Source organism: Alicycliphilus sp. T452 (assembly GCF_054512775.1).
The window spans coordinates 27,289-46,240 of sequence record NZ_JBTNEH010000009.1; the positions used below are offsets into that span (position 1 = coordinate 27,289).

Genomic DNA, 18,952 nt, shown 5'->3' on the forward strand with positions numbered 1-18,952 from the left:
TACTCTGTGGCGGCGATCGACCCCGGGAGAACACCTTCATGACCGTCAGCCTCACCTTCCTCGGCGGCGCCGGCACCGTCACCGGCTCCAAGTACCTCGTGCGCCACGATGGCAAGGCGCTGCTGGTGGACTGCGGGCTGTTCCAGGGCTACAAGCTCTTACGCCAGCGCAACTGGCGGCCGCTGCCGGTGGCGCCGCACGAGATCGACGCCGTGCTGCTCACCCACGCCCACCTGGACCATTCTGGCTATCTGCCGCTGCTGGCACGCGATGGCTTCGGCGGCCCGGTGTTCTGCACCTCCGGCACGCGCGACCTGTGCGCCATCCTGCTGCCCGACAGCGGCCACCTGCAGGAGGAAGAGGCGGCCTACCTCAACCGCCACCACCTGAGCAAGCACGAGCCCGCGCTGCCGCTGTACACGCGCCTGGACGCGCAGCACAGCCTGGCGCTCCTGCGCACGCAGCCCGCGCACGCGCCCTTCGAGCCCCTGCCCGGCTGGCGCGCCACATTCACGCGCGCCGGCCACATCCTGGGCGCGGCCAGCATCCTGCTGGAGGTGGGCGGGCGGCGCATCCTGTTCTCGGGCGACCTGGGCCGCCCGGACGACCTGCTGATGTGCGCCCCCGACGCGCCGCCCGCGGCCGACACGGTGCTCGTCGAATCCACCTACGGCGACCGCAGCCACCCGCCGGGCTCGGTGCTGGACGAGCTGGGCCCGGCCCTCGCGCGCCTGGCCGCGCGCGGCGGCGTGGCCGTGGTGCCGGTGTTCGCGGTGGGGCGGGCGCAGACGGTGCTGCACGCCATTGCCCTGCTGAAAGCGCGCGGCGACCTGCCGGCGCGCCTGCCCGTGTACCTGGACAGCCCCATGGCCGTGAGCACCACCGAACTGTTCGAGGACCACGTGGGCGAGCACAGCCTGAGCCGCGCCGAACTGCGCGCCATGGCGCGCGGCACCACGCTGGTGCACAGCGTGGAGGAGTCCAAGGCCCTGGCGCGCCTGCACGGGCCGCGCATCATCCTGTCGGCCAGCGGCATGGCCACGGGCGGGCGCGTGCTGCACCACCTGGCGCTGCACGCGGGCGACCACCGCAACATGATCGTGCTCACCGGCCACCAGGCCGGCGGCACGCGCGGCGCGCGCATCGCCAATGGCGAGAAAAGCATACGCATCCTCGGGCGCGACGTGGAGATCCGCGCCGAGGTGGTGCAGCTGGCCACGGCATCGGCCCATGCAGACGGCGGCCAGGTGCTGGACTGGCTGCGCGCCATGCCCGCCGCGCCGCGCCGCGTGTACGTGGTGCACGGGGAACTGCCCGCCGCCGACATCCTGCGCCAGCGCATCGAGTACGAGCTGCACTGGCCCGCCGAGGTGCCGGAGCATGGCGACACCGTGGCGCTGTAGAAATCCATAGAAAATAGGCTCCAGCGCTTTATGGCAAAGCGCTGGCAGCTCTTTTTTGAGGAGCAAACTCGCCGTACCAGCGCGCACGATGGCATGCAAGCCATCGTGGTTAACGATGGCAAAGGCGGTGCATCAAGGGGAAAATCCAGCCATAGCCTCTCCAAACGAGAAGCCACAACGATTCCCCCCGATGAAAAGCTCCGAGCGCAGTTTCGCGCGCCGTATCGACCTGACCTCGCTGCAACTGTTCGTGGCCGTCTGCGAACTGGGCAGCATCGGCCGCGCGGCCGAGCGCGAGTTCATCGCCGCCTCGGCCGTGAGCAAGCGCCTGTCCGACCTGGAGGCCGCGGTGGACACGGCCCTGCTGTACCGCCACAGCCGCGGCGTGACGCTCACGCCCGCGGGCGAGAGCCTGCTGCACCACGCGCGCGCGGTGCTCTTCGGGCTGGAGCGCATGCAGGGCGAGCTCAGCGAATACGCCGAGGGCGTGCGCGGCCATGTGCGCATGCACGCCAACATCTCGGCCATCGTGCAGTTCCTGCCCGAGGACCTGGGGCAGTTCTCCCGCGCGCACAGCCAGATCAAGATCGACCTGCAGGAACACCTGTCCCCCGACGTGCTGCACGCCGTGCACGAGGGCGCGGCCGACCTGGGCATCTGCAACCTGGGCGGCGGCAACGGCACGGGCGGCGCGGAACTGCAAAGCCGCCCCTACCGCAGCGATCAGCTGGTGCTCGCCGTGCCGCAGGCCCACGCGCTGTCCGCGCGGGAATCCATCCAATTCGACGAAGTGCTCGACTGGGACATCGTCGGCCTGCACGCCGGCAGCAGCATCAGCCTGGCCATGCGCCAGGCCGCCGCCCAGGCCGGACGGCCGCTGCGCCAGCGCATCCAGGTCACCAGCCTGGACGCCATGTGCCGCATGATCGACAACGGCCTGGGCGTGGGCCTGCTGCCCGACCGCGCCTTTGCCCTCATGCAGGGCCTGGGCCGGCTGGTCGCCGTGCGCCTGGACGAGCCCTGGGCCCGGCGCGAGCTGCGCCTGGTGGCGCGCGACTTCGACGCCCTGCCCGTCACCGCGCGGCTGCTGGTCGAGCACCTGGCTCCTACAATTTCACCATCCCCCTGAACCCACGAAACGAGACCGCCATGGGACGCACCCTGTACGACAAGATCTTCGACGAACACGTCGTCCACACCGAGGAGGACGGCACCGCCGTGCTCTACATCGACCGCCACCTCGTGCACGAAGTGACCAGCCCGCAGGCCTTCGAGGGCCTGCGCGAGGCCGGTCGCAAGGTCTGGCGCGTGAGCTCCATCGTCGCCACGGCCGACCACAACACGCCCACCACGGGCTGGGAGCGCGGCTACGACGGCATTGCCGACCCCATCAGCAAGGAGCAGATCGTCACGCTGGACAAGAACATCGCCGCATCGGGCGCGGCCGCGTTCTTCCCCTTCCTCTCCAGGCGCCAGGGCATCGTGCACGTGATCGGCCCCGAGAACGGCGCCACCCTGCCCGGCATGACCGTGGTCTGCGGCGACAGCCACACCAGCACGCACGGCGCCTTCGGCGCGCTGGCCCACGGCATCGGTACCAGCGAGGTCGAGCACGTGATGGCCACGCAGACGCTGCTGGCCAAGAAGGCCAGGAACATGCTCATCAAGGTCAACGGCAAGGTGGCCCCCGGCATCACGGCCAAGGACATCGTGCTGGCCATCATCGGCAGGATCGGCACCGCCGGCGGCACGGGCTACACCATCGAGTTCGCGGGCGAGGCCATCCGCGACCTGTCGATGGAAGGCCGCATGACCGTGTGCAACATGGCCATCGAGGCCGGCGCGCGCGCGGGCCTGGTGGCCGTGGACGACAAGACCATCGCCTACGTCAAGGGCCGCCCGCTGGCCCCCACGGGCGTGGAGTGGGACCAGGCCGTGCAGTACTGGAAGACGCTGCACTCCGACGCCGACGCGCAGTGGGACGCCGTGGTGGAGCTCAACGCCTTTGACATCGTGCCGCAGGTGACCTGGGGCACCAGCCCCGAGATGGTGCTAGGCGTGGACGCCACGGTGCCCGACCCCGACAAGGAAAAGGACCCCTCCAGGCGCGGCGCGGCCGAGCGCGCCCTGACCTACATGGGCCTCACGCCCGGCAAGCCGATCGCCGACATCTTCGTGGACAAGGTGTTCATCGGCAGCTGCACCAACAGCCGCATCGAGGACATGCGCGAGGCCGCCGCCGTGGTCAGGAAGCTCGGCCAGAAGGTCGCCAGGAACGTCAAGCTGGCCATGGTCGTGCCCGGCTCGGGCCTGGTCAAGGAACAGGCCGAGCGCGAGGGCCTGGACCAGATCTTCAAGGCCGCCGGCTTCGAATGGCGCGAGCCCGGCTGCTCCATGTGCCTGGCCATGAACGCCGACCGGCTGGAGCCCGGCGAGCGCTGCGCCAGCACCAGCAACCGCAACTTCGAAGGCCGCCAGGGCGCGGGCGGGCGCACCCACCTGGTCAGCCCGGCCATGGCCGCGGCCGCCGCCATCCACGGCCATTTCGTCGACATCCGCAAGTTCGCCTAACCCCGTCTTCAGCGAGCACCACCATGAAGCCCTCCTTCTCCGTCCTTCTGATCGGCCTGGCCCTGACCCTGGCGGCCTGCAACACCATCAAGGGCATAGGCCAGGACGTGCAAAGTGCCGGCGGCGCCATAGAGCGCGCGGCCCGCTGACAACCCCATCCTCTTCAACCGCCATGCAGAAATTCACCATCCACCAGGGCCTGGTCGCTCCCATGGACCGCGAGAACGTCGATACCGACGCCATCATCCCCAAGCAGTTCCTCAAGTCGATCAAGAAGACGGGCTTCGGCCCCAACCTGTTCGACGAATGGCGCTACCTGGACAAGGGCGAGCCCGGCGTGCCCGAGAGCCAGCGCAAGCCCAACCCCGACTTCGTGCTGAACCAGCCGCGGTACAAGGGTGCCTCCATCCTGCTGGCGCGCAAGAACTTCGGCTGCGGCTCCAGCCGCGAGCACGCGCCCTGGGCGCTGGACCAGTACGGCTTTCGCGCCATCATCGCGCCGAGCTTCGCCGACATCTTCTTCAACAACTGCTTCAAGAACGGCCTGCTGCCCATAGCGCTGCCCGAGGCCACGGTGGACCAGCTCTTCGACGAAGTGGCGGCCTTCCCCGGCTATGAGCTCACCATCGACCTGGAACGCCAGGTCGTGGTCCGCCCGCAGGGCGAGGAAATCCCCTTCGACGTGATCCCGTTCCGCAAGTACTGCCTGCTCAATGGCTTCGACGACATCGGCCTGACCCTGCGCCACGCCGACAAGATCCGCGCGTTCGAGGCCGAGCGCCTGGCCACCAAGCCCTGGCTGGCCCACACCATGGCATCCTGAAAATTTGAGTCAAACCGGCCTTAAGCGCTTGCCAGCCAAGCGCTGGAAGCTACTAAAACAGAAGTGAACACACCATGAAAATCGCAGTCCTGCCGGGCGACGGCATTGGCCCCGAAATCGTCGCCGAAGCCGTCAAGGTGCTCGAGGCCCTCGACCTGAAGCTGGAGATGGAAACCGCCCCCGTCGGCGGCGCCGCCTACGAGGCATCGGGCCACCCCCTGCCCGAATCCACCCTGAAGCTCGCGCGCGAGGCCGACGCCATCCTGTTCGGCGCCGTGGGCGACTGGAAGTACGACACGCTCGACCGCCCGCTGCGCCCCGAGCAGGCCATCCTGGGCCTGCGCAAGCACCTGGGCCTGTTCGCCAACTTCCGCCCGGCCATCTGCTACGAGCAGCTCACGCACGCCTCCAGCCTCAAGCCCGAGCTGGTCGCGGGCCTGGACATCCTCATCATCCGCGAGCTCACGGGCGACATCTACTTCGGCCAGCCGCGCGGCCGCCGCACGGCGCCCGACGGCCACTTCCCCGGCGCCGAGGAAGCCTTCGACACCATGCGCTACAGCCGCCCCGAGATCGAGCGCATCGCCCGCGTGGCCTTCGAGGCCGCGCGCAAGCGCAGCAAGCGCGTCACCAGCGTGGACAAGGCCAACGTGCTGGAGACCTTCCAGCTCTGGAAGGACGTGGTCACCGAGGTGCACAAGGACTACCCCGACGTGCAGCTCGACCACATGTACGTGGACAACGCCGCCATGCAGCTCGTCAAGGCGCCCAAGGCCTTCGACGTGATCGTGACCGGCAACATGTTCGGCGACATCCTCTCGGACGAAGCCTCCATGCTCACCGGTTCCATCGGCATGCTGCCCTCTGCCTCCCTCAACGACAAGAAGCAGGGCCTGTACGAGCCCAGCCACGGCAGCGCGCCCGACATCGCGGGCAAGGGCGTGGCCAACCCGCTGGCCACCATCCTCTCGGCGGCGATGATGCTGCGCTTCTCGCTAGGCCAGACCGAGGCCGCCGACCGCATCGAAGCCGCCGTGAAAAAGGTCCTGGCCCAAGGGCTGCGCACGCCCGACATCCACAGCGAGGGCACGACCCGCGTGGGCACGGTGCAAATGGGCGACGCGGTCGTCAACGCCTTGCGCTGATGCCGCGTTAACCACACGGATGCAGTGCCCGGCACTGCATCCCCTACAATATTTCCATGTTTGCCGCCCGCCCGTTCCCGCCAAAGAACAAGCCTGCCGCCCCGGCAGCGCCGGCCGCGCGCGCAATCACCACCAAAACCACGACCATTAAGGGCTGATCCAGCTCCGGCATCGTCGTGCGCCCTCCCTGGCCAGACGAGCCGGGGCCCAAAAAAGCTGCCACCGGTCGGGTGCGCACCGTTTTTAACTTGAAAGGGCGATTTGAAATGAGCAAGCAATTGGTAGGCCTCGTCGGCTGGCGCGGCATGGTCGGTTCGGTACTGATGGACCGCATGCAGGCCGAGGGCGACTTCGACCTCATCGAGCCGGTCTTCTTCTCCACCTCCAACGCCGGCGGCAAGGCGCCCGCCATGGCCAGGACGCACACCCAGCTCAAGGACGCGAACGACATCGCGGAGCTGGCCAAGTGCGACATCGTCATCACCTGCCAGGGCGGCGACTACACCAAGGAAGTATTCCCCAAGATCCGCGCCGCCGGCTGGAAGGGCCACTGGATCGACGCCGCCTCGGCGCTGCGCATGGAAGACGACGCCGTCATCGTGCTCGACCCGGTCAACGACGGCCTGATCAAGTCCAGGCTGGCCGCCGGCGGCAAGAACTGGATCGGCGGCAACTGCACCAACTCCATCCTGCTCATGGGCCTGGCCGGGCTGTTCAAGGCCGACCTGGTCGAATGGGTGTCCTCCATGACCTACCAGGCGGCCTCGGGCGGCGGCGCCAACCACATGCGCGAACTGCTCAAGGGCATGGGCGTGATCTACGGCAGCGTGGCCGGCGAACTGGCCACCCCGGCATCGGCCATCCTGGAGATCGACCGCAAGGTGGCGGCCACCATCCGCCAGGACGTGCCCACCGAGTTCTTCGGCGCCCCGCTGGCCGGCGGCCTGATCCCCTGGATCGACTCGCAGCTGCCCAACGGCCAGTCCAAGGAAGAATGGAAGGGCCAGGCCGAGGTCAACAAGATCCTGGGCACCCCGGCCACCATCCCCGTCGACGGCTTGTGCGTGCGCATCGGCGCCATGCGCTGCCACTCGCTGGCGCTCACCCTGAAGCTCAAGCGCGACCTCCCGCTCGCCGAGATCGAGTCCCTCATCAAGGGCGGCAACCCCTGGGTGAAGTTCGTGGCCAACGACAAGGCCCTCACCCTCCAGGAACTGACCCCCGCCTCCATCACCGGGGGCCTGCAGGTCGGCGTGGGCCGCGTGCGCAAGCTCAACATGGGGCCCGAGTACGTGTCGGCCTTCGTGATCGGCGACCAGCTGCTATGGGGCGCCGCCGAGCCCCTGCGGCGCATGCTGCGCATCCTGCTGGGCGCCTGACGCGCAGCAACGGCGCCACCCGCGTGGCGCCGTTTTTGTTTTCGCCAGGGCCCGGGCAGACACGCCCGGCCCCGTACCGTTGTCCATTACCAACAGGCACGAAGCCCTTTTCACCCCCTTGGACCGGGCTGGAAAAGCGGTGCAATGCCTTAGCTTGTCAGTGCAAAACATTGATGCTATGGTGCTTTTTACATATTTTCACGTACTGGAGCGGCCCCAGCCATGAGCATGAACACACCGCTCCCCACGGCAAAGCCCACTCAATCATTCGTCGCACACATGCATCGTTGGAAATTTTCTGCCCTGGCCACGGCGGCCATCCTGTCGGCTGGCCTCTACGGCACCGATGCCAGCGCACTGGCCCTGGGACGCGTGAACGTGCAGTCGGCGCTGGGTGAACCGCTACGGGCCGAAATCGAACTGCCGCAGATCACCGCCGCCGAAGCCGAGTCGCTGCGCGTGGCCCCCGCCAGGCCCGAGGTCTTCCGCAGCCAGGGCCTGGAATATTCGCCCGCGGCCGGCAACGTGCAGGTCCAGCTGCACCGCCGCGCCGACGGCTCCATGGTGCTGCGCCTGAGCAGCACCCGCCCCATCAACGAGCCCTTCGTGGACATGGTGATCGACGCCACGTGGAGCTCGGGCCATGTCGTGCGCAGCTACACCATGCTGTTCGACCCTCCGGCAGCCGAGCGCGCGCCTGCGACCGCGACGACCGCGCCGCAGGTGACTGCGCCGCGCGCCGAAGCCGCGCCCCGGACAGCGGCGCCCGCCCCGGCCCCCCGCGCGGCGGCACCGGCCCCGGCGGCCCGCCCCGCGCCAGCGGCCGCGCCCGGCCGCCCTGCGGTCGCCGCCACGGCCCCCGGCAGCGGCGATGAGGTCAGGGTGCGCCGCGGCGACACTGCCGGACGCATCGCCGAGGCGCACCGGCCCGCCAGCGTCTCGCTGGACCAGATGCTGGTCGCCATGGCGCAGACCAACCCCGACGCTTTCGTGCGGGGCAATGTGAACCGCCTGCGCTCCGGCGCGGTGCTGCGCATGCCCAGCGAGGCCGACGCACAGGCCACCCCGGCCGCGCAGGCGCGCCAGATCGTCGCCGCGCAAAGCCGCGACTTCAACGAGTACCGCCGCCGCCTGGCCTCGGTCGCGCCGCGCACGCAGGTGGCCGCCGCCGAGCGCTCGGCCAGCGGCACGGTCCAGGCCCAGGTGGACGAGAGCAAGCCCACGGCCGCCAGCCCCGACAAGCTCACCCTGTCCAAGGGCGGCGTGCAGGCCCACAAGGCCGACGAGCAGATGGCCCGCGACAAGCAGGCCGATCAGAACGCGGCCCGCATGGCCGAGCTGTCGAAGAACATCACCGAACTCAACCAGATCGGCGGCGCCTCCACGCAGGCCGCGGCGGCCGCCCCCGGCAACGCGGCATCGGCCCAACCCGGCATCGCCGTGCCGGCGCCTGCGGCCCTGCCCACGCCGGAGCCCCAGGCAGCGGCCAGCGCCGAAGCCCCCGCCGGCGCCACCGACGCAGCAGGCACCGCGGCATCGGAGGCCGCGCCCTCCGCCGCCGCGCCCGCGCCGGCACCCGCAGCCGCCCCCCAGCCGGCGCCACAGCCGGCAGCCCCCGAGGAGCCGGGCATCCTCGACTCGCTCATGGAAGACCCGCTGCGGACCGGCGGCGCCCTGGCCCTCATACTGGCCCTGCTCGGCTACGGCGGCTACCGCGCGGCCCAAAGCCGCCGCAGCCGGGCCGCCGCCGTGGACAGCTCCTTCGAGGAGGGCCGCGGCACACCGGACTCCTTCTTCGGCGCCAGTGGCGGCCAGCACGTGGACACGGCCAACAGCGGACTGACGACGGGCTCCTCGTCGATGACCTATTCGCCCAGCCAGCTGGACGCCGGCGGCGACGTGGACCCCGTGGCCGAGGCCGACGTCTACCTGGCCTATGGCCGTGACCTGCAGGCCGAGGAAATCCTCAAGGAGGCCATGCGCCACCAGTCGGAACGCGTGGCCATTCCCGCCAAGCTGGCCGAAATCTACGCCAAGCGCCAGGACCGCAAGGCGCTGGAATCGGCCGCCAACGACGTGTTCAGGCTCACGAACGGCGAGGGGCCCGACTGGGCCCGCGTGTCGGACCTGGGCCGCACGCTGGACCCCGAGAACGCGCTGTACCGGCCTGGCGGCCGTCCGGCCACCGCGGCGGGCGGGCAGCCGGGGGCGGACGCATTGCCCGGCGCCTTCCCGAGCACCCTGAACGTCACGGCGCCCACGGCCTCAGGCCCGGATTCCGTGCTTCCGGGCCTCGATCTGGACCTGGACCTGGATCTGGATTTGGACCTGCAAGAAGCCCCGGAGGCGCCCGCGCCCGCGCCCAGCGCCTTCGCCATGGCGGCGGCAGCCAACGAACAGGCAGCCCACGAGGCCGTCGAGGCGCTGCCGCCGGAGGCCGAGGCGCCCATGCCGGCGCTCGCCCCCGAGCTGCCCGGAGCCCCGCAAGCGTCCGTGCCCGCCACGGACGACACGGCAGAACCCGCCTCGGAGGCCGCTGCCGCGACCGGGCCTTTGCCGCTCGATTTTCCGGAAGACGCACTGTCGCTGATGGACTCCGCCATCGCGCCGTTGACCAGCCGCGACGCCAAGGCGCCGGCCGTGGAGTCCCTCGACTTCGACCTGGGCGACCTGTCGCTGGACCTCACCGGCCCGGGCGGGCTCACCGCGTCGCAGCCGGCCGACACGCCTGCCGACGAGCCGCTGCCGGACGACCCGCTGGCCACCAAGCTGGCGCTGGCCGAGGAGTTCAACACCATCGGCGACAGCGAGGGCGCGCGCACCCTGGTGGAGGAAGTGATCGCCGAATCCTCCGGCGAGCTCAAGGCCCGTGCCCAGCGCCTGCTGGCCACGCTCGGCTGATGCGCCGCAGCCCCGTGCGTCCGCGCCGCGCCGGCGCGGCGCCTGAACGGCCGGGAGCCGCGCGATGAGGGTGGCACTGGGCGTCAGCTACAACGGCCAGGCCTACAGCGGCTGGCAAAGCCAGCCCAGCGGCAACACCGTACAAGACCATCTCGAAGCGGCCCTGGGCCGCTTCGCCACTCAGAAGGTGGCGACGATCTGCGCCGGCCGCACGGACGCGGGCGTGCACGGCCTGATGCAGGTCGTGCACTTCGACACTGGGCTGCAGCGCGCGCCGTTCTCCTGGGTGCGCGGCACCAACACCTTCCTGCCGCCCGGCATCGCCGTGCAATGGGCGCAGCCCGTGCCCGACGCCTTCCACGCGCGCGCCTGCGCCGTGGCGCGCCGCTACGCCTACGTGCTGCTGCAGTCGCCCGTGCGCCCCAGCGTGGAGGCCGGGCGCGTGGGCTGGGTGTTCCATGAGCTCGACGGGCAGGCCATGCAGGACGCCGTGCAGCACCTGCTGGGCGAGCACGACTTCAGCTCGTTCCGCGCCAGCGCCTGCCAGGCCAAGTCGCCCGTCAAGACGCTGCACCGCATCGCCATCACGCGCCGCGGCCCGGCCGACGGCCCCTCCCTGCACGGCTGCGCGCCCTGCTACTGGCGCTTCGAGTTCGAGGGCAGCGCCTTCCTGCACCACATGATCCGCAACATCATGGGCTGCATCGTCGCCATCGGCCAGGGGCTGTACCCGCCCGAGTGGATGCGCGAGGTGCTCCAGGCGCGTTCGCGCGACGCCGCGGCGCCCACGTTCTCCCCCGATGGCCTGTACTTCCTGGGGCCGGTGTACGCACCCGAGTGGGATCTGCCCACGCGCACGGCTGCGTATGATTGGCTGCCATGAGCAGCCCCTCCCCCATACGCACCCGCATCAAGATCTGCGGCCTGACGCGCGAGCAGGACGTGGACGCGGCCGTGGACGCGGGCGCGGACGCCGTCGGCTTCGTGCTCTACGCGAAGAGCCCGCGCGCCGTCAGCCCCGAGCGCGCCGCCGCCCTGGCCCGGCGCCTGCCGCCCTTCGTCACGCCCGTGCTGCTGTTCGTGAACGCGCCAGCTACCGAAGTGATAGCTTCCAGCGCTTGCGTACCGGGCACTACGGTGCAATTTCATGGTGACGAGACGCCCGAGGACTGCTGGGCCGCCAGCGACCGGGGGCGCATTCCCTTCCTGCGCGCAGCGCGCATTCCCCTGGGCGAGGGCGCGGCACGGTTCGACCTCGTAGAATACGCGCAGGCTCACTCTCACGCCCGCGCCATCCTGCTCGACGCCCATGTCGAGGGCTATGGCGGCGGCGGCAAGGCATTCAATTGGTCACTCCTTCCACCAAGCGTCGACTGTCACCTCGTTTTGTCTGGTGGACTCACGCCTGCAAACGTAGCCGATGGCATCCTGCAGGTTCGACCGCGTTGCCGAACGCTGGCGGTTGACGTCAGCTCCGGCGTAGAGGCCGACGGCCCCGGCGGCGCCCTCCTGAAGGGCGTCAAGGACGCCGGCAAGATCCAACGCTTCATCGCCGCCGTGCGCGCGGCGGATGCGGCACCAGCTTCCATCTCCTGAATGTTCGAATACCACCAACCCGATGCGTCGGGCCACTTCGGCCCCTATGGCGGCAGCTTCGCCAGCGAGACCCTGACCCATGCGCTGACCGAGCTGCGCGAGGCCTATGCGCGCTACCAGCACGATCCGGAGTTCATCGCCGAATTCCAGTACGAGCTGGCCCATTTCGTGGGCCGGCCCTCGCCCGTCTACCACGCCGCACGCATGTCGCGCGAGATGGGCGGCGCGCAGATCTACCTCAAGCGCGAGGACCTCAACCACACCGGCGCGCACAAGATCAACAACGTGATCGGCCAGGCCATGCTCGCGCGCCGCATGGGCAAGCCGCGCATCATCGCCGAGACGGGCGCGGGCCAGCACGGCGTGGCCACGGCCACCATCTGCGCGCGCTACGGCCTCGAATGCGTGGTCTACATGGGCGCCGAGGACGTCAAGCGCCAGAGCCCCAACGTCTACCGCATGAAGCTGCTGGGCGCCACCGTGGTGCCCGTCGAATCCGGCAGCCGCACGCTCAAGGACGCGCTCAACGAGGCCATGCGCGACTGGGTGGCCAACGTGGACGACACCTTCTACATCATCGGCACCGTGGCCGGCCCGCACCCCTACCCGGTGATGGTGCGCGACTTCCAGAGCGTGATCGGCAAGGAATGCCTCGAACAGATGCCCTCCATGCTGGCCGAGCAGAAAATAGCCGCAGAGCAGCCCGACGCCGTGGTCGCCTGCGTGGGCGGCGGCAGCAACGCCATGGGCATCTTCCACCCCTACATCCCGTTCGAGAAGACGCGCCTGATCGGCGTGGAGGCCGCGGGCGAGGGCCTGGACTCCGGCCGCCACTCGGCCAGCCTGCAGCGCGGCAGCAGCGGCGTGCTGCACGGCAACCGCACCTACATCCTGCAGGACGAGAACGGCCAGATCACCGAGACGCACAGCATCAGCGCCGGCCTGGACTACCCCGGCGTGGGCCCCGAGCACGCCTGGCTGCAGGAGATCGGCCGCGCCGAATACGTGGGCATCACCGACAAGGAGGCGCTCGACGCCTTCCACTACCTGTGCCGCACCGAAGGCATCATCCCGGCGCTCGAATCCAGCCACGCCGTGGCCCATGCGATGAAGCTCGCCAAGACCATGACGCCCCAGCAATCCATCCTCGTGAACCTCTCCGGCCGCGGCGACAAGGACATCGGCACCGTGGCCGACCTGTCGGGCGCGGACTTCTACGACCGCCCCAGCATGCGCGGCCACACCGTCAAGGGAGGGCCCGCCGCATGAGCCGCATCGCAGACACCTTCGCCGCCCTGCAGGAAAAGGGCCGCAAGGCGCTCATCCCCTACGTGACGGCGGGCTTCCCGTTCGCCGACATCACGCCCGCGCTCATGCACGGCATGGTGGAGGCCGGCGCCGACGTGATCGAGCTCGGCGTGCCCTTCTCCGACCCCATGGCCGACGGCCCGGTGATCCAGAAGGCGGGCGAGAAGGCCCTGTCCCTGGGGATCGGCATGGCGCAGGTGCTGGAGATGGTGCGCAGCTTCCGCCAGCGCAACCAGACCACGCCCGTGGTGCTCATGGGCTACGCCAACCCGGTGGAGCGCTACGACCAGCGCCACGGCAAGGGCGCGTTCGCCCGCGATGCCGGCGCGGCCGGCGTGGACGGCGTGCTGGTCGTGGACTACCCGCCCGAGGAATGCGAGCAGTTCGCCGCCGACCTGCGCGTCCATGACATCGACCTGATCTTCCTGCTCGCCCCCACCTCCACGCCCGAGCGCATGCAGCAGGTGGCGCGCGTGGCCAGCGGCTACGTGTACTACGTTTCGCTCAAGGGCGTGACGGGCTCGGGCGCACTCGACACCGCCGCCGTCGAGGCCATGCTGCCGCGCATCCGCGAGCACGTGAAGATCCCCGTCGGCGTGGGCTTCGGCATCCGCGACGCGGCCACGGCCCAGGCCATTGGCCGCGTGGCCGACGCCGTGGTCATCGGCAGCCGCATCATCGGGCTCATCGAGGACCAGCCGCACGAGAAGGTGGTCGGCATCACCGTGGACTTCCTGCGCTCGGTGCGCAAAGCACTCGACGCATAATCACTGCCCTCAAGCAAGAGGAAACCCTATGTCCTGGCTCGAAAAACTCCTGCCCGCCAAAATCCAGCAGACCAACCCCACCGAGCGCCGCCAGATGCCCGAGGGCCTGTGGGTCAAGTGCCCCAGCTGCGACAACGTGCTCTACAAAACCGACCTGGAGCACAACCAGAACGTCTGCCCGCAGTGCGGCCACCACCACCGCATCGGCGCGCGCGCGCGGCTCAACGCCTTCCTGGACGGCGAGGGCCGCTACGAGATCGGCCAGGAGGTGCTGCCCGTGGACGCGCTCAAGTTCAAGGACAGCCGCAAGTACCCCGAGCGCCTGAAGGAGGCGCTGGAGAACACCGGCGAGACCGACGCCCTCGTGGTCATGGGCGGCGCCGTCAAGAGCATCAACGTGGTGGCCGCCTGCTTCGAGTTCGACTTCATGGGCGGCTCCATGGGCTCCGTGGTGGGCGAGCGCTTCGTGCGCGGCGTGGAGACCGCCATCGAGCAGAAGGTGCCCTTCATCTGCTTCACCGCCACGGGCGGCGCGCGCATGCAGGAGGGGCTGCTCTCGCTCATGCAGATGGCCAAGACCAACGCCGCGCTCACGCGCCTGGCCAAGAAGGGCCTGCCCTACATCAGCGTGCTCACCGACCCGACCATGGGCGGCGTCTCCGCCGGCTTCGCCTTCGTGGGCGACATCGTGATCGCCGAGCCCAAGGCCCTGATCGGCTTCGCCGGCCCGCGCGTGATCGAATCCACCGTGCGCGTGACCCTGCCCGAGGGCTTTCAGCGCGCCGAGTTCCTGCAGACCAAGGGCGGCGTGGACTTCATCTGCGACCGCCGCGAGCTGCGCCAGACCGTGGCGCAATGTCTGTCCATGCTGCAGCGCCTGCCGGCAGACGCCGTTGCTTGAAAAACGATAGCTGCCAGCGCTTGCCTATCAAGCGTTTACGGCTGTTTTACCTCGAAATCTTCATCCCGCCATCACGCTGGCCTGCAAATGGCCCAGCACGATGGACAGCACCTGCAGCAGCACCAGCAGCACCAGCGGCGACAGGTCGATGCCGCCCATGAGGGGCACCACGCGCCGCACCGGCTGCAGCAGCGGCTCGCACAGGCGGGCGATCACGTCGCTGATGGGCGAGCGCGTCTGCATCCACGACAAGATGGCATAGGCAATCAGCAGGCCCATCAGGCCCGACACGGTGACGCGCGCCAGGCTGAACACCGCCATCCACGGCAGCCAGGACAGGCCGATGCCCGCGCCCAGCAACAGCCACAGCAGCAGGTATTGCACCAGTTGCAGCAAAAAGGCCGCCACCAGGCACGACAGATCCCAGCGCCCCGCGGACGGCACCAGCTTGCGCAGCGGCAGCACCAGCCAGTCGGTGAGTGCAAATACCAGCCGCCCCACGGGATTGGCAAACGGCACGCGCTGCATCTGCATGTACAGGCGCAGCAGGCAGGCGCCGGTCAGCAGACCGCTCGCGACTTCGAGAAGATAGGAAATGATCTGGAACAGCATGGGCAGGGACAAAAAGACTTGCGCCGGCAAAGCGCCACGGCGCCGACGCCGGCGCAGCATGGGATGATAGCGATGCAGCCCACGCGCACCGCCATGTCCCACCCGCTGACACTGACTTCACTGCCGCTGTTTCCGCTCGACACCGTGCTGTTCCCCGGTGGCGTGCTGGCGCTGCGCGTGTTCGAGGTGCGCTACCTGGACATGGTGCGCAAATGCCGGCACGCGGGTGCGCCGTTCGGCGTGGTCGCGCTCACCGCCGGCCATGAGGTGCGCCGCGCCGGCGCGCCCGCGGAGCAATTCCACGACATGGGCACCCTGGCCACCATCGAGCAGATGCAGGCACCGCAGCCCGGGCTGATCACCCTGCTCTGCCGGGGCACGGAGCGTTTTCGCATCACCCACCGCGACCACCTCCCGCACGGGCTGTGGGTGGCCGACGTGCGGCAACTGCCCGGCGACCCGCATGTGCCGGTGCCGGCTGACCTGCAGCGCGCGGCCGCCATGCTGGCGCAGGTGCTGGCCTCGCTGCACGGACGCGAGGCGGGCTCGGGCATGCACGTCCCTCCCACGCCAGCGCAGCTGCAGGACTGCGGCTGGGTGGCCAACCGCTGGTGCGAGCTGCTGCCCGTACCCCTGGACAGCAAGCAGCGCCTGATGACGCTGGACAATCCGCTCGTGCGCCTGGAGCTGGTGGGCGACATGCTCGAACGCATGGGCATCGCCCTGTAGACACCGCCAGACCAAAGGAATGCCGCACACATGCTGATGCAAGCACTGACCTGGCCTCGCTCCATCAAGCGGCTGGTCGTCGTCACGCTGGACCTGGGCCTGGGGCTGCTGGCGATGTGGCTGGCCTTTTCGCTGCGGCTGGACACCCTGCACTGGCCCGAGGGGCTGCAATGGCTGGTCTACCTGCTCGGGCCGGCCATGGCCTTCCCCGTCTTCGTCCACATGGGCCTGTACCGCGCCATCTTCCGCTACAACGGCATCGCCGCGCTGCTGGCGACCGGCCGCGCCGTCGCCACCTATGGCGCGCTGCTGCTCGTTCTGCTGCTACTGGCCAAATGGGAGGGCGTGCCGCGCAGCGTGGGTATTCTGCAGCCCCTGATCCTGCTGCTGCTCATAGGCACCAGCCGCACGCTGGGCTGGCTCTGGCTCTCGGGCCAGACACGCGATGCGCGCTACCGCCTGCTGATCTACGGCGCCGGCGTCGCGGGCGCGCAGACGGCCGCCGGCCTGGCAGGCGCACGCCAGTACACGCTGCGCGGCTTCGTGGACGACGACCCCAGAAAGGCCGGCAGCAGCATCAACGGCGCCCGCGTCCATGGCGCCAGCGCCCTGCCGGCGCTGGTGGAGCGCGAAGGCATCACCGACGTGCTGCTGGCGCTGCCCAGCGTCTCGCACGAGCGGCGGCGCGACATCATCGGGCACCTGAGCGAGCTGCCTGTGCGCATCCGCACGCTGCCCAGCCTCACGGACCTCGCGAGCGGCCGCGTGAGCGTGACCGACTTCCAGGACCTGGACATCGTCGACCTGCTGGGCCGCGCGCCCGTGGCCCCGGACCGGGACCTGCTCGAGCGCAACCTGCGCGGCGCCGTGGTGCTCGTCACGGGCGCGGGCGGCAGCATAGGCAGCGAACTGTGCCGGCAGATCCTGCGCGCCCACCCGTCCAGGCTGCTGCTGGTGGACCACAGCGAATACGCGCTCTACGGCATCCACCAGGAACTGCAGGCTGCCATCGAAGCGCAGCAAGACGGCGACACCGCCCGCTGCACGCTCGTGCCCTTGCTCGCCAGCGTGACCGACGAGGCACGCATGGCCCGCATCTGCCGGGAGCATCAGCCAAGCTCCATCTACCACGCCGCCGCCTACAAGCACGTGCCCATGGTCGAGGCCAACGCGGCGGAGGGCACATTCAACAACGTGTTCGGCACGCTTTCCGTGGTCCGCGCCGCAATGGAGCACGGCGCGCGCCACTTCGTCCTGATCTCCACCGACAAGGCCGTGCGCCCCACCAACGTCATGGGCGCGAGCAAGCGCATCGCGGAACTGGTGCTGCAGGCCATCTCCGCCTGCGGCCGGCCGCCGTTCGGCACCGCCCGCGCGCCAACGTTTTCCATGGTGCGCTTCGGCAACGTGCTGGGCTCCAGCGGCAGCGTGATCCCGCTGTTCCGGCGCCAGATCGCCGCGGGCGGCCCCATCACGGTCACGCACCCGGAGGTCACGCGCTATTTCATGACCATCCCCGAGGCGGCCCAGCTCGTGCTGCAGGCCGGCGCCATGGCCGAGGGCGGCGACCTGTTCCTGCTCGACATGGGCGAGCCCATACGCATCGTGGATCTGGCCCGGCGCATGGTGGCGCTGTCGGGCCTCACGGTGCGCAGCGACGCGCACCCGAGCGGCGACATCGAGATCCGGTTCATCGGCCTGCGCCCCGGCGAGAAGCTGTACGAGGAGCTGCTGATAGGCGACAACCCCCTGCCCACGGCGCACCCGCGCATACTGCGCGCGCACGAGGAGCACGCGCCATGGTCAGACATGCAGCCCAGGCTGGAGGCCCTGCGCCGCGCGGCACTGGCCGGCGACACGCCTGCCATCATGGCCCTGCTGCGGCAGATGGTGCCCGGCTACCAGCCCGCCGGCCCGGCCAGCCCATGACGCCCGGCCTGCTGCGCGCCACGCTCACGCTGCTGACCTGCAGCGCGAAACCCGGATAGCGCACCATAGCCGCAAGGCGGGCCCAGCAGCACGCCCCAGGCGAGCGGCGCAGATCGGCCAGCCCCAGGGCCATGCAGCCCACGGCCCAGGGCATGGTGTCCAGCGCCATGCCGAGGCATTCATCCGACATCTCGAAGCTGAAACGCAACCGGAACGCGGATCACCACGAGAGCGCCGCCGTCGACAGGTCGGCCAGCGCGAACAGCGCCACCGTGCGGCTTGCGCACATGCTGCGCCAAAGGCTCATGCACGCCTCCCGAACACCGCGCCCACGGTGCACAGCAGGATGCGCAGGTCGCCCGCCATGCTGCGGTGCTCCACGTAGTCGAGGTAGTGGCGTTGCTTGATGGGCATGATGGTGTCCACGTAGGCGCGCTCGGCGTCCGGTGCGGCGGCGAGGATGCCCTCCTCGTCGATGAAGGCGATGCTCGCCGGGTCAGTGATGCCGGGGCGCACCGAGAGGATTCTGCCGCGCGCCGCCTCGGGGTAGAGCGCCATGTAGCGCGGCACCTCGGGGCGCGGGCCGACGAGACTCATCCTCCCGCGCAGCACGTCGATGAGCTGCGGCAGTTCGTCGAGCTTGTAGCGGCGCAGCACGCGGCCCACGCGCGTGATGCGCGCATCGCCGCTCGCCGTGACCAACGGGCCGCTGACATGAACGCGCATGGTGCGGAACTTGTGGATGCGGAACGTGCGCCCGCGCAGCCCCACGCGCTCCTGCCGAAAAAACACCGGGCCGGGCGAATCGAGCCGTATCGCCAGCGCCGCCAGCAGCCCCAGCGGCCACAGCAGCGCGAGGGCGATCAGGGAAAGGGCCACGTCCATGCA

17 protein-coding genes are annotated in these 18,952 nt (G+C 69.7%); 15 read left to right on the forward strand and 2 right to left on the reverse strand.

Annotated features, from left to right (window positions below):
• Positions 1 to 38 precede the first annotated feature (38 nt).
• The 13 genes from ACX12L_RS10000 to accD all read left to right on the forward strand — a co-directional run bounded on the left by ACX12L_RS10000 (position 39) and on the right by accD (position 14,794).
• A complete protein-coding gene (locus ACX12L_RS10000) occupies positions 39 to 1,403 on the forward strand; it encodes an MBL fold metallo-hydrolase (protein WP_459262398.1) in 1,365 nt (454 codons plus the stop codon).
• A 190-nt stretch (positions 1,404 to 1,593) separates the two neighbouring features.
• Positions 1,594 to 2,532, forward strand: coding sequence for a LysR family transcriptional regulator (locus tag ACX12L_RS10005; protein ID WP_459262399.1), 939 nt, complete (start codon positions 1,594 to 1,596; stop codon positions 2,530 to 2,532).
• A 20-nt stretch (positions 2,533 to 2,552) separates the two neighbouring features.
• Positions 2,553 to 3,974 (forward strand): 3-isopropylmalate dehydratase large subunit, encoded by a 1,422-nt coding sequence (leuC, locus tag ACX12L_RS10010; RefSeq protein ID WP_459262400.1) that lies wholly within the window; start codon positions 2,553 to 2,555, stop codon positions 3,972 to 3,974.
• A 23-nt stretch (positions 3,975 to 3,997) separates the two neighbouring features.
• Positions 3,998 to 4,123 carry an entericidin A/B family lipoprotein gene (locus ACX12L_RS10015; RefSeq protein WP_013519944.1) on the forward strand — a complete coding sequence of 42 codons (126 nt, stop codon included), beginning with the start codon at positions 3,998 to 4,000 and terminating at the stop codon, positions 4,121 to 4,123.
• A 23-nt stretch (positions 4,124 to 4,146) separates the two neighbouring features.
• Positions 4,147 to 4,797: a 3-isopropylmalate dehydratase small subunit gene (gene leuD, locus ACX12L_RS10020; protein WP_459262401.1), complete on the forward strand. Its 651-nt coding sequence runs from the start codon at positions 4,147 to 4,149 to the stop codon at positions 4,795 to 4,797.
• A gap of 74 nt (positions 4,798 to 4,871) precedes the next feature.
• Positions 4,872 to 5,942, forward strand: coding sequence for a 3-isopropylmalate dehydrogenase (leuB, locus tag ACX12L_RS10025; RefSeq protein ID WP_459262402.1), 1,071 nt, complete (start codon positions 4,872 to 4,874; stop codon positions 5,940 to 5,942).
• Positions 5,943 to 6,208: 266 nt separating this feature from the next.
• A complete protein-coding gene (gene asd / locus ACX12L_RS10030) occupies positions 6,209 to 7,321 on the forward strand; it encodes an aspartate-semialdehyde dehydrogenase (RefSeq protein WP_459262403.1) in 1,113 nt (370 codons plus the stop codon).
• Between the two features lie 279 nt (positions 7,322 to 7,600).
• Positions 7,601 to 10,222 (forward strand): FimV/HubP family polar landmark protein, encoded by a 2,622-nt coding sequence (locus tag ACX12L_RS10035; RefSeq protein WP_459262404.1) that lies wholly within the window; start codon positions 7,601 to 7,603, stop codon positions 10,220 to 10,222.
• Between the two features lie 64 nt (positions 10,223 to 10,286).
• A complete protein-coding gene (gene truA / locus ACX12L_RS10040) occupies positions 10,287 to 11,105 on the forward strand; it encodes a tRNA pseudouridine(38-40) synthase TruA (RefSeq protein ID WP_459262405.1) in 819 nt (272 codons plus the stop codon).
• The gene (locus ACX12L_RS10045) at positions 11,102 to 11,818 is read left to right on the forward strand and encodes a phosphoribosylanthranilate isomerase (RefSeq protein ID WP_459262406.1); all 717 of its coding nucleotides are present in this window, start codon (positions 11,102 to 11,104) and stop codon (positions 11,816 to 11,818) included. The genes truA and ACX12L_RS10045 overlap by 4 nt, the downstream gene beginning before the upstream one ends.
• Positions 11,819 to 13,087 carry a tryptophan synthase subunit beta gene (trpB, locus tag ACX12L_RS10050; RefSeq protein WP_459262407.1) on the forward strand — a complete coding sequence of 423 codons (1,269 nt, stop codon included), beginning with the start codon at positions 11,819 to 11,821 and terminating at the stop codon, positions 13,085 to 13,087.
• Complete coding sequence (gene trpA, locus ACX12L_RS10055) at positions 13,084 to 13,893, forward strand: tryptophan synthase subunit alpha (protein ID WP_459262408.1); 810 nt, start codon at positions 13,084 to 13,086, stop codon at positions 13,891 to 13,893. The genes trpB and trpA overlap by 4 nt, the downstream gene beginning before the upstream one ends.
• A 28-nt stretch (positions 13,894 to 13,921) precedes the next feature.
• A complete protein-coding gene (accD, locus tag ACX12L_RS10060) occupies positions 13,922 to 14,794 on the forward strand; it encodes an acetyl-CoA carboxylase, carboxyltransferase subunit beta (RefSeq protein WP_459262409.1) in 873 nt (290 codons plus the stop codon).
• Between the two features lie 60 nt (positions 14,795 to 14,854).
• Here accD and ACX12L_RS10065 read toward each other — a convergent pair whose 3' ends face one another.
• The gene (locus ACX12L_RS10065) at positions 14,855 to 15,406 is read right to left on the reverse strand and encodes a YggT family protein (RefSeq protein WP_459262526.1); all 552 of its coding nucleotides are present in this window, start codon (positions 15,404 to 15,406) and stop codon (positions 14,855 to 14,857) included.
• Between the two features lie 93 nt (positions 15,407 to 15,499).
• Between ACX12L_RS10065 and ACX12L_RS10070 the strand changes: the two genes are divergently transcribed.
• A complete protein-coding gene (locus tag ACX12L_RS10070; protein WP_459262410.1) occupies positions 15,500 to 16,135 on the forward strand; it encodes an LON peptidase substrate-binding domain-containing protein in 636 nt (211 codons plus the stop codon).
• Between the two features lie 30 nt (positions 16,136 to 16,165).
• The gene (locus ACX12L_RS10075; protein ID WP_459262411.1) at positions 16,166 to 18,064 is read left to right on the forward strand and encodes a polysaccharide biosynthesis protein; all 1,899 of its coding nucleotides are present in this window, start codon (positions 16,166 to 16,168) and stop codon (positions 18,062 to 18,064) included.
• Positions 18,065 to 18,367: 303 nt separating this feature from the next.
• Here the strand turns inward: ACX12L_RS10075 and ACX12L_RS10080 are convergent, their stop codons facing one another.
• Positions 18,368 to 18,949: a sugar transferase gene (locus ACX12L_RS10080; protein WP_459262412.1), complete on the reverse strand. Its 582-nt coding sequence runs from the start codon at positions 18,947 to 18,949 to the stop codon at positions 18,368 to 18,370.
• Positions 18,950 to 18,952 lie beyond the last annotated feature (3 nt).